The sequence below is a fragment of the Paenibacillus silviterrae genome (assembly GCF_030167925.1).
Classification (GTDB): Bacteria; Bacillota; Bacilli; order Paenibacillales; family NBRC-103111; genus Paenibacillus_G; species Paenibacillus_G silviterrae.
Window position 1 is genome coordinate 1,168,380 of record NZ_JASKUT010000002.1, and the last position, 11,395, is coordinate 1,179,774.

At 51.6% G+C, this 11,395-nt stretch carries 5 protein-coding genes; 1 reads left to right on the forward strand and 4 read right to left on the reverse strand.

Translation table 11 applies throughout. The features are described 5' to 3' along the window. Positions 1-117: 117 nt before the first annotated feature. The gene (locus QMO62_RS28320; RefSeq protein ID WP_284645848.1) at positions 118-2,829 is read right to left on the reverse strand and encodes a phosphoenolpyruvate synthase; all 2,712 of its coding nucleotides are present in this window, start codon (positions 2,827-2,829) and stop codon (positions 118-120) included. 316 nt (positions 2,830-3,145) lie between these two features. On the opposite strand from QMO62_RS28320, the gene QMO62_RS33470 reads away from it, so the two are divergent. Further along, the gene (locus QMO62_RS33470) at positions 3,146-3,688 is read left to right on the forward strand and encodes a lipase family protein (protein WP_369699120.1); all 543 of its coding nucleotides are present in this window, start codon (positions 3,146-3,148) and stop codon (positions 3,686-3,688) included. A gap of 31 nt (positions 3,689-3,719) precedes the next feature. Here the strand turns inward: QMO62_RS33470 and QMO62_RS28330 are convergent, their stop codons facing one another. From QMO62_RS28330 to QMO62_RS28340, 3 genes are all read right to left on the reverse strand, one after another. Then, on the reverse strand, positions 3,720-3,971 hold the full coding sequence (locus QMO62_RS28330) for a YolD-like family protein (protein ID WP_284645850.1): 252 nt from the start codon (positions 3,969-3,971) through the stop codon (positions 3,720-3,722). A gap of 291 nt (positions 3,972-4,262) precedes the next feature. Continuing rightward, positions 4,263-4,409, reverse strand: coding sequence for a hypothetical protein (locus QMO62_RS28335; protein ID WP_284645851.1), 147 nt, complete (start codon positions 4,407-4,409; stop codon positions 4,263-4,265). Positions 4,410-4,424: 15 nt separating this feature from the next. After that, a complete protein-coding gene (locus QMO62_RS28340) occupies positions 4,425-11,327 on the reverse strand; it encodes an OmpL47-type beta-barrel domain-containing protein (RefSeq protein WP_284645852.1) in 6,903 nt (2,300 codons plus the stop codon). Positions 11,328-11,395 lie beyond the last annotated feature (68 nt).

Consider the following 11,395-nt stretch of genomic DNA (forward strand, 5'->3'; position numbering starts at 1 on the left):
ATTTTCCCACTGACTCGCAGATGAGTCCTATTTTCAAGGAACCTAGGCCAGCTCTATCGGGGTAGGTAAATGATGAAAACCAAGTAACCTGCGACGGTACACGTCGTCGGGTTACTTTTATTGCCTATGAGATGAACCACCTCTAGAATGAGCAAGACCATCGTCCAACACCTGCACAAACCCGCTCGTTCCATCCACCCGGATATAGGCACCGTCCTGAATCAATTCAGTAGCCCTCTCGATGCCCACCACAGCAGGTATGCCGTATTCGCGGGCGATCACCGACCCGTGAGTCATCATACCGCCCACTTCCGTTACGAGTCCGACAATGGAAGTAAACAACGGAGTCCATCCGGGGTCCGTAAAGGGCGCGACTAATATTTCTCCCGGATTCAGCTTGGCTTCCTCCGGTTGTAGAATGACCCTTGCTACTCCTTCTACAACACCTGCAGAAACCGGTGTTCCTACCAGCGACCCTTCCGGAGCAATCACATCGCGGCGCTTTCCGGTAACGATTTCCCCTTCGCTGGTTATCACACGGGGGGATTTCAGCTTCTGATGGAACTCATGCTGCCTTTTCCTCTCTTCTACGATTTCTTGAATATTGTCGCCATCAGAATAACGGTTTTCCAGCAGTGCGATCATTTCCTCCAAAGTAAAAAAGTATAGATCCTCTTGCTGCACCAATATTCCTTTGGTTACAAGCGCATTCGCTTCCTCCAATATAGCGCGTTTGTATATAGATAAAATTTGAACCAGCAAAAACTTGTGATGCTCCCTCATCCCCAATAGATTGCGATACAGCTTTACCAAACGGGACACCCATCGTTTTTCATAAAAGCCGAACTGCGCGACAATCTCCTTTGCCGCCTTATCCGCATCAAGCTCGCCTTGCTTGAATTTCCTGCGATGTTCCCCGTAAGACGCCGTTCGGATGTTGCTGAGAATCATAGGCACGAGCTGCGTCGGATCCTCGCTCCATCGCGGCTTTGTAATATCGATTTCACCTGCGCACCGCATCCCGTATTTTCGCAGAAAACGGACTAATTCATACTGAGCCTCGGCTCCTCCGGGGATCTTGAGCAGTTCTTCATAGAAAGTATCGCTGCTTGCTTTTTGCAAATAGGCGACGACTTCAGGATACGATCTGAACTTATCGGCGAGATCTCCTAACTCCAGGCCAATTTCGGTTGTCACATTGCCGGGCAGAGATTTATACAGTTGACTTAACAGTGAAGCGCCGCGTTGATCCCCTGCCTTATCTTTCAACTTCCTTTCAAGAAATCCGGAAGCAATCACTCCTGTAATGAAGTACACGACAATTTTCGATAGGACTCTGGCCAGCATATGCTGCATACCTTGCCGTATCAGACGAACCCGGTCCGCGCCTGAAGCCGCCATGATGCTCTTCTCGATTTCCTTAACCGTGTTTTCCATAAATGCTGCAGCATCTCGAGAAGCCTTTTCGGGCTCTTTAAACAACAAGTTGCTTACCACTTTCGCGGCTACGGGGATGACAATCGGCGCCATTCTCCCCATGACTCTTAATCGATCCCTAATCGGTACGGACACAACCCGAAATGCCTCGCGTTCCATCAACTCCATTACCGCAGATGCCATTAATTCATCCATACCCTTCATAACCTTGAGAATTCTGTTACGAACAGGTTTCATGGTAAGAATACCTGTAACATCGGCAAACGCCCTTCCGCCGGCTTCCCTTATGATCGGATTATCCTGGGATGAAGGATCCTTTTGAAAAAAACTGGGCGCGTAGCTCAAGATCGATATGGCCAATGGCTTCATAGGGTCGGTCATCATTTGTAAGTAACCGAAGTTGATAAATATGTGCAGCCGATCGTCAAAAACAGGCGGTACCGGATAGAGAGACGTAATCGGCCGGCTCTGAAGAATATAAAATTTGCCTTCGGCTAATCCCCACTCGATGTCTTGCTCCGAACCATAGTAGGCATCGATTTTTCGACCCCATTCGGCCAGTTCAACAATTTCACCGTCGGAAAGAGCTTGCCATTGTTGTTTTTCAGGAGGCACATCCTTAGTAACGGTCCCTCCTTCGGGAACGGAATAGATCGCAATTTCCTTCTTTGAAATATTCTTCTTGACGATTTTGCCTGAACGCACCTGGTACAAATCAGGTGTAACCAAACCGGATACAAGGGCTTCCCCAAGCCCGAAGCTTGCATCGATGGATAGGGTATGACGTCGGCCTGTAATGGGATCAGCGGTAAACATAACTCCGGAAGCCTGAGGAAAAATCATCTGCTGAACCACAACCGACAAAAACACCAACCGGTGGTTATATCCGTTCTTGGCACGATAGGAGATAGCCCGGTCGGTGAACAAGGAGGTCCAGCACTTCTGCACAGCGCCAAGCACTTGCTCCAGCCCGCGCATATTCAAAAAAGTATCCTGCTGACCTGCAAACGAAGCTGTCGGCAAGTCCTCCGCCGTAGCACTGGAACGAATGGCATAGGCTTTCTCCTTGCCCATTTGTTCCCACGCTTCGGCAATGGACGATTTTATATCTTCAGGAATAGATAGAGAGGCAAGATGATCACGAATCCGTTGTCCCCATAAACGAATTTGTACCAAGTCATCATGAGCGACCTGATCCAGCCGATCGAATAGCTCATCCATCTCCTTACCGGTTTGGATGAACTCGCGATATGCGGCAGTGGATACACAAAATCCTTGAGGAACGGGCAGCCCCGCCTTAGTCATTTCCCCAAGGTTCGCGCCTTTTCCGCCCACATAAGGCAAATAGGACTTGTCGATCTCTTTGAAGCTCAGTACATATTTCTCTACCATTGGATACCACCTCAATTCAAGGTTAACCTTGTTTGTGTCATAGCGGATATCAACAAGCGGTGCCTTTGAATAAAGTGAAGCAATTCTTTCATGCAAAGGAGAGATAGGTGTGGCGAGGAAGCAAAGGGTAAACCAAGCTATATTTCTCTCGGCGGTCGTTATGCAGGCTTTGCAGCAATACAAGAAAGAGGGAACACTTGTGCTGCCAAGCGGCTATCGTTATATTGCGGCCCTGGGAGGGAGAGGCCATTCTTATCTTGGATTCATCATCCAGTCTTCTACCAAGGTGATCGTTGCCTTCCGCGGAACGGAAAATATGCAAGATGTACTATCTGATCTAGATTGGCGTCAAGTGAAATATCCTTATGTATCGGCGGGCGGACAAACACATAGAGGATTCACTGATCTATATACCAGGGCCGTTAGAGTTATGCTGCTAAAACACCTGCGGAGGCTATATTCGCCAGAGAAACGTCTGATTATCACGGGTCACAGCTTAGGCGGAGCGCTCGCCACGTTATGCGCCCCTGATGTGGTTGCACATACAAGGTTCAAACGGCCTTCGGTCGTTACCTTCGGATCGCCCAAGGTTGGAAATCCCGCATTCGTGGCGGCATTCCACCGAACGGTTGGCGATTCCATACGTGTCGTCAATACCTCCGACATCGTACCGCGCTTCCCGCCGTCCACGACTAGCTTAGCATACCGACATATCCGGAGACCGCTCTACATTCGATTCTCTGCAGTAACTGCAGTGGGGCGGCACAAAATCCGCTCGTATTATCGCGCCTTGGCTGCGCTTTCCCCCGTTTATAGCAACAGGATGTGTAAGATGAATCCGCATTTTTGTAACGCATAATGCTCTAATCGGAACGGGTGCCCATTGGGAGCTAATTCCTTGGATAATCCAGACTCATAATATCCATGAATGATACCTTAACCGTTTCGGCCCCTTTATTTACATGGACCTTACCGGTCCTTGAATCCAAATGTACAATCTGACCTCGAAGCTGCTCTTCCCAGGCCCAAATGCTTAGCAGCACTTCCGATTTTTCATGAAACGCTTCGGAGATTTGATTTCCTAATTCCTCTAATACAAATTCGTCCCGGGTGGGCCGTTTAGGTATTTTTCCTTTTGCCATTACTGACGTCCTCCTAATTTTTTAATAACAGCCTGTTAAGAGATCGTCAGACCAGACCATTGTAAAGTTAATTTATATAACTCCTAGTATACTACCTTACTTCCGATTACGGATAGGGGCATGATCAACCTCACCCCAACACCATAAAAAGGGCTGTTCCTGCCCTTTGCGAAACGAACCATCTACGAGAACGCAGGAGGATGGTCAGATCCTAAAGGTTACAGGGAACAGCCCTGATGGACTTGCATAGCACCAATGGGTTGCTATTTCAATCGGTAATTCACGTCAGATTTACTTCGGCCTGCAGACGAGCACAGGAATCGGTGAGCCGGGGCGAAATACGTACTCACAAAACATTTCGCCTCCGGATATGGCCGTTTCAAACTGCAGCGGTTCATGTGAGGTGATTCCAGGTGCGCAATACGTTTTTTTCTTCAATTCCACTTTCCTCCTTTACTCCTCTATCTGAGAAATCGTCCCATTGGCAAAGTCGATGACGTGAATCCATTCTCTATTGCCCGCTCGATCATAGCTGCGGAATTCAAACGTCCAGACCATTTCGTTCGCCTTCAAAACAATCGGGTCCTTGTACTCGACCCATGGACCGCCATTGGAGCGAGTTTCGATCCGGCTGATTCCAGAGCCTGCATCTGTAGCGGTCAAGGTAATGATAATACCTTCGACATAGCTGCCATCCGGTGAGAAAACCGGTGCGATGTCAAAGCTCGTTACCGGAGCGGTTGCGTCGGTTATGCTGTAGGCCACAGTTACCGGTACGGATGCGGCCTGCAAGTAATCGACCGCTTCCAGCTTGACTTCATAAGCCCCTAAGACTGAGGTATTCTCAAACCGCGCCTCTTGCTTACCTGCAGGGATCACCTGCGTATAACCGAAGGTCGAATCGCCAGGCTTTCGAAGGGATACCCGAATTGCCTTCAAATCAGCGTCCTCCGGATCCGTCCAAGTCACCGTTAAGCCCCCTTGTACTGCCAGTACTGCGGTCTGCGTCACGGGCTGAGGAGGAGTATTCACCGGCTTCACAGGGGCCGGTTGCGTAGAACCGATAAGAGTAATGCCCTGGGATTGCCTTCCATCCGCCGCCGCGGATGCGAGATGTATTGTATATGCTTTACCAGGCTCCAGCCCGGTGATAGAAGCAAAGCCGATGCCGCGCTTTATGGTTTGGTCGCCGGATGGCGAGGATGCCCCCTGGGCGGTCCAACGAATGGTGACTGCATCAAACTCCACATCGTCTGCTTCCTTCCAGCTTAAGCTGATGGCATTCGTGCCGCCAATGAGACTGACCTCCGATACCCCCTCCTGTACGGCAGGCAATCTGTCGGCTATCATAACAGAAGCTTCGTACGGTTCGGTCATCGGTCTGCCCGCGTAGCTCAGCACCATCGGATCCACTACAACCCGGTAGGTTTGCCCTGCAACGAAGGTGCCTTTGATTTTGTATTCCTTGGACAGGCTTTCTCCCCCGGGATTCCGTTCGGGCTGTAAAGGTTCTACCTGAATGGGGACCGGCGGCACATCCGAACCGTACACAGCCTGAAGGACTGACACGGTTTCTGTCGTCACTGTGGCCGGCTGCATATAATGGCTGAATCGCAGCAGCAAGAAGCTTGAGCTGTCCTCTCGCCCTTGGCTCACCTTCTCAACCTCAGGCGCTTCATGTGAGAAGAGACCTACATTGACGTCATAATGAGGCGGAAGTACTTGAAGTTCTTCGCTAAAGGCCTGCTCGTAGCCTTCTTTACTAAACCTTACCTTCCATAGACCCTCAGGCACATCCCATGCGTATCGCCCTTCGCGATTGGTAGAGAGCGGATTTATTTGTCCGTATAGACTGGAATCCCATACCCGCCATGTTCCATCAGAGGGCTCCCGGAACATCGCCGTGGCGGTTACCCCTTCCAACCGGTTCGACTCCACTGCTTCATAGACGAAACCGCTTGGGTCGTAAATCCAGTAAGGATCCGCGATCGGATCATCATCCGGCGGCGGCTTTGTTGGATCATCCGGTCTGTTCGGATCATCCGGCTCCTCCGGATCCTCTTCATCCTTCTCACATTGGTCTGCAGCGACACTCGAGTATTCTTCAAAATGATTCTTTAGCTGGTCGTATCTGTTCTCCCAGTCATTCATGGCGAGATAACCGACGCCCGTCGTTGTGGCGAGTACAGCTGCTCCGCCAATGAGGCCGATGCCGCTATAAGCCAACGCCATGCCCGCCAGCTGCATCATATACTTGGCGATCAGGATACCGAGCAGCTCCTGAGCCAATTCTTGCGCTTTGTTGACAAACCGTGTTCCCGAGCCGGGAGGAAGGCATTCCGCGCCGGTTACGTTATCCAGGAACGCGTTCATATCATTCATTTTTTGCTGAAAATCATATCCGTTGAGAACTGCACCGGCCAATCCCAGCCCCGTACCCGCTCCCGGGGTTTTAATATTGATCCAGAAATGCCCCCCGAAGTTGACGTACCCTACGACCGGGGGACCGGACAAGGCTTGCGTATCGCCTCCGAATGCCGTGATGATTTCACGCGCCTTCTCAACCGGAACCACAGCGCTAAACTGCGCCGTCGAGCCGCTATAGGAGAATTTCAAATCATATACCTCCGGAGAGCCTGGCGGAACCTGCGGAGGCGTGTAGCCCTCTGCCGGCGAATGCCAGAACTGCACATCCACCTTCTCATCCGGATAATCCTTGGAGCTGATGGAGACAGGATTCACATACTGCCTGCCAGGTACATCAGCCAGCTGGGAACGCAGCGTGCTGCCGCCGTCCTGAAGCACAACGGCATCGAGCTTTCGCAATTCCGGCGGCATCGATTTTAAGATCTCTTCCTCTGTTGCCGATACCGCATAAGCCGATTTCTTCACCTCATACGAAAGGGAGATGAGTCCCAGGCTTTGTTGACGGCTGGATTTGATCCCCTCGAAACGCCCGCTGAGCGGATTTCTTGCCAGAGGCACCTGTTCTCCGGCAACTTTGAGCACAACATTCTCAATCCGCTCCGGCACGTTAAACGCTACGGAGAAGGAAATCGGCGAGCTCGGCACGATACTCATCGGCTGACGCGCGACACCGTTAGACAAATCCGCAGTCATTTGGTTATGGCCGTTCTTCATGACCAGATGCAGAGGAGCAGGCTCCAGCGGATCGTATTTGACGAAGGCCGTCTCGGAATAAGCTTCCTTCTCATCCGTTATTGATTTGGCCTTCAGGGCATGCACATTGGCCTGGGCCTCGGAATCAACCAGCGTCATGGTGGTATACCAGTATCCGCCTGCCGAAGCGGTGGTCTCCGCAACCTGCTGCTGGCCGTCGAATACGAGTATCCGGCTTCCCGGTACCGCACGCCCGTCTACGGTAAATGTCTTCTTCGCGACTACAGACGGTGCACGCAGGCTAAGCTCGGTTACCGGAATCAGAGTGGCTCCGATGGTCTCTACCTTTCGCGGGCCTGCGGCTTGATCGAAGCGAATACCCAGCTCCGCGTTCAGCATAGCACTCTTGGCTTCGTCAAGCTGGAGCTGGTAAACGATCGTTCCCTTGCCTCTAGGACCTATAGTTTGAGGCAGCTGCACCTCATGAGTATGTGCCGAAATCGGAACACTTACGGCCGGTTCACCATTCAGCATAATGCTTCCGGCGACTAAAGATGCGCCTGCAGGAATCTGCAGCAGCAGCGTACCATTCAGAACCTCCTGATTCGATCCGTTCTCATAGGTGCCTCGTAGACGGATTCTTGAACCCTCGGCAACGGGAAGGTCCATCGCCTGCAGGCTGTTCCCCGCCGCATTCTCGAATATGCCTCCGCTCGTAAGCATAACGGTACCTAAATCAACGGTCGATCCTTCGATAGCGGCAAACGATTTTTCCGCCCTAAATAATCTTGTGCCGCTATACGTATGAAATACCGCGATGTAATTTCCCGTCCGCGGCAAGCTTCCCCGTATTTTCCCCCAAGCAACGCTCCCGTTGCTAACGATTCTTCCCTTGCCGCCATTCGTATCCGCCTCATATAAATTCATGGTAATCGGGCTGGAAGGCAAAGGCTGCTCAGCGGTAAGCGTGCCGGTAAAGGCCGATGCTTCCGCTATACGAATTTCCACACTTGCTTTGTAATTCTCATCCAGCACAAGCGGTTGACAGCTCGTCGCCATGACATTCAGAACATCGATTACGCAAGCCTTAAACGGTTGACCGTTGTAGCCCGTTGCGACGATCGTATTGGTCGTGCTCCAATGATAGGCGCGTGAATCGTTCGGATGATACAAAGCAGGCTGGAATCGGGTGACCAAAGGATAATTCAAATCCTCCTTTCTCCATTCCTCTCCCACCCTTTTCGTATAAAAATCCACATGAATCTCCGCTCTTTTTTCCTCAAGCAGGACGATATCCCAAAGTACATTCTCAGTGACCGTCACGGTTTGGTCAGGCTTTGCACGAAGGGTTGTATTGCCGGCGATTTGTACTGCATTAACCGTCGTGACACCTAGCGGCAGCCGCGCGGTGTACCTTCCTTGATCGTCCGTCGCCGACACTTCACGAATCCCTTCCTGCGTGAAGGTAACATTGACATTCGGAACGGGGGTTCCATCCGACTTTTTCACCATGCCGCTAATCGTACCGTAACGCACCTCGGGCTGGAGGGTAATCTGCATATTCCTTTTGTTGACATCAACCACAACAGGAGGCATAGGCTGATACGGCCTTGGCAGCTGTGCAGTTACAGCAATTTTCTCACTGACACGCACGATGTCCCGCAGCTCCGTTTCCGCTCCCGGTTTCACGCTGGCTACTGCCAGGACGGCTGTAGGGTCGTCGGCACGGGTGATGGTCAACGGCACCGTGCGCAGCGGCGCTTCGGGGTCTTGCGTTGTCGTGATGCGAAGCGTTGCCGTCATTCGGGCATCAAGCGTCAAATGGTGCTTGACTCCTTTGGCTGCATTGACCTGCAGCAACTCCCCTAACAGCTCTCCATCGGCTGCGAGGAGGGATACCCGGTAATCCTCCGCATCCGGCAGCGCCATCTGATAGAGGAATTCGGAGTCTACGGCCGATTGCGCTCCCGTACGCTTAGCGTCGCTCCAGGCAACCATACGAGATCCGGCTAACGCCGCCCTGACGTCCTCATTGGCAAGGTTGCCGATCGATACTTGAAGCTGTGCGGAAACGGAAGACGGCAATCCCTCCGCAGCCATAGGAACCATGAGTCCCTTGCTGTCCGCAACGCGCCCGACAAGGGAGGTGACCTCGGAAATGCCCTCAGCCAGCTGAAAACTCCCTGTGTACGAGCCCGGTGTCGTGCCGCTCTCCGTCAGGATAAGCTCCGTACTCTCCGCCACGTTCCCCTTCTTATAAGAAACGGTGGCTCCCGCCTGCCTGCCGGGTACCCCGGTAACCGTAACAGCTATTGTACCGCCAAATTTCAGCTGCTGCCTTACTGTCATTGGAGCATTCCATTGCACCTTCTGAATGGGCTTCTCCCCTTGGGGCTGGGAGCTGCATTCCACCGGGCATACAGTAAAGGCTCCATCCAGAAAATATCCCATCGGGGAACGATGCCCTGTATACATAGATATAAAGGCGGTCTTGGTTCCGTTGGTGGACATCGTGTTTCCGAAGGCATAGGAAGCCGGATTGCTCACCTGTTTGGTTTCGCCGGTTGCAATGTCAAGCCATACCAGCCCGTTGGCGTTGGTCAAATAGTTATAAACGCCAAGCGTAACCCGTTTGCCATCACCGGAGATGACCGGATCGTCCAAATAATAGTCGCCGTTGTTCTCAAAGAGGATTCGGCTTTTCTCCTCCCCGCTTGCCAGTCTGTCATACAAATAGATTACGCCGAATTCGTTATACACAACATACCGTCCGTCATCGCTAAGACTTACTTCATCGTATCCTGAAGCGAAGGATTGGGCTTCACTTGGCTTTGCAAGCTCCATGAGGTAGGTCAGACCGCCGCATTCTCCGCAGCCATGCTGAAAGACAATATGCTTGCCGTCACCGGAAAGACGAACATATTCGATGTTATACCATTCAGGTGCGTCTTGCAGCACGTTTGAAAGATCCACCCGGGTAACGGCACGGGTTCTGCGATCATAAATGAAGATATCGAGCGTTTCCGGCGTGTCATTCTCTACAAGGTTCGTTGCGTTGGATAGAAAAGCAATCAAGTTACCGTCATCACTAATGGAAGGACTTACGGAAAAATCATTCGGTATCTCCCCATTGGCCAAGGTTAACGGGGTTAACGCGTCCGAACCCGGATGTTTGATGAAAATCTGGTATAAGTCATTAAGATCCGCTTGAATCGCCATTACGGAGCCATCCTCATTAATTATCGGGCGATAAGGATTCATAGCTCCGATCGGAAGCGGGATATGCTGAATCGTATTTTGCACTAGATCCCGCAAATATAGCAGCGAATTTCCCGTAGGGAGCGTACCCGGAACCAGATTATCTGCATCGGATAAAAAGAGTAATTTGCTCCCGTCCCCGCTGAGTGCAAGGGAGACCGCATTGCCGTTGCCCGGTACGCCTTCCGCGCTGGCATTGATAAATTGCTGGGTCGAATGAGGGGTACCCGCATCAAGGGTTTCTGAATTGGAGGAATTCCCTGCTGCATCTATTGCGCGAACCTGATAATGAAATAAACTGACCGATGGTAAATTGGAATCAGTAAAATGCCGGTCCGTTGTCTCTGTTAAACGGATATTATCACGGTATATCTCGTACTTCACCGTGTCCGTATCATTCACAGGCGATTCCCAGTTCAAAAGGATTTGGTCATTGCCTGAAGTTGTCCATACTACCTTCGACGGAGCAGGGGGAGGAGTTGAGTCTTTCCGTACTTGAACCAGATTCGATTCGGAGCTGACTTGACCGTTCAGGGCTGCCGTAGCGGTGAATCTGTACAATTGCTCCCAGACCGTCGGAATACTAAAGGAGAATTTACCTTCCGCGTCCGCCAGGGTGGATTCCGTCCTTACCGGAGAGCTTTGGTATGTAATCCTTACCGTCACCAGCGAGCCGGGCACGGCCGTACCGCTTACCGTAACTGTGTCCCCATTCACGGCTGGCGGCAGCTGATCAAGTGTTGGGGGCGGCGGGGCAGCCAAATAAACCGACCCTGTTACACTTTGCTTCCCCTCATAAACCGACTGCGTAATCGTTGCTTGTGGGCTTAGCTCCTGCAGCCATTCGCCCAGCATCGCTTCCGTTTCCCTGCTGTTCGCATATATTGCCGTGGGCGGCAATAGCGTAACGGCGAGGGAACAAATCAGCGTGATAGGGATCGACTTGCGGAACCAGCGTTTCCACATCCTAGACTTCATGTTCATCCTCCCATTTGTTATGATACCATCTGTATCATTATATCTGATACAATTGGTATCGTCACTCG

Excerpts from the sequence above, each read along its gene's own strand:
- QMO62_RS28320 (WP_284645848.1), bottom strand. The coding sequence starts at position 2,829 with ATGGTAGAGAAATATGTACTGAGCTTCAAAGAGATCGACAAGTCCTAT.
- QMO62_RS33470 (WP_369699120.1), top strand. The coding sequence starts at position 3,146 with ATGCAAGATGTACTATCTGATCTAGATTGGCGTCAAGTGAAATATCCT.
- QMO62_RS28330 (WP_284645850.1), bottom strand. The coding sequence starts at position 3,971 with ATGGCAAAAGGAAAAATACCTAAACGGCCCACCCGGGACGAATTTGTA.
- QMO62_RS28340 (WP_284645852.1), bottom strand. The coding sequence starts at position 11,327 with ATGAAGTCTAGGATGTGGAAACGCTGGTTCCGCAAGTCGATCCCTATC.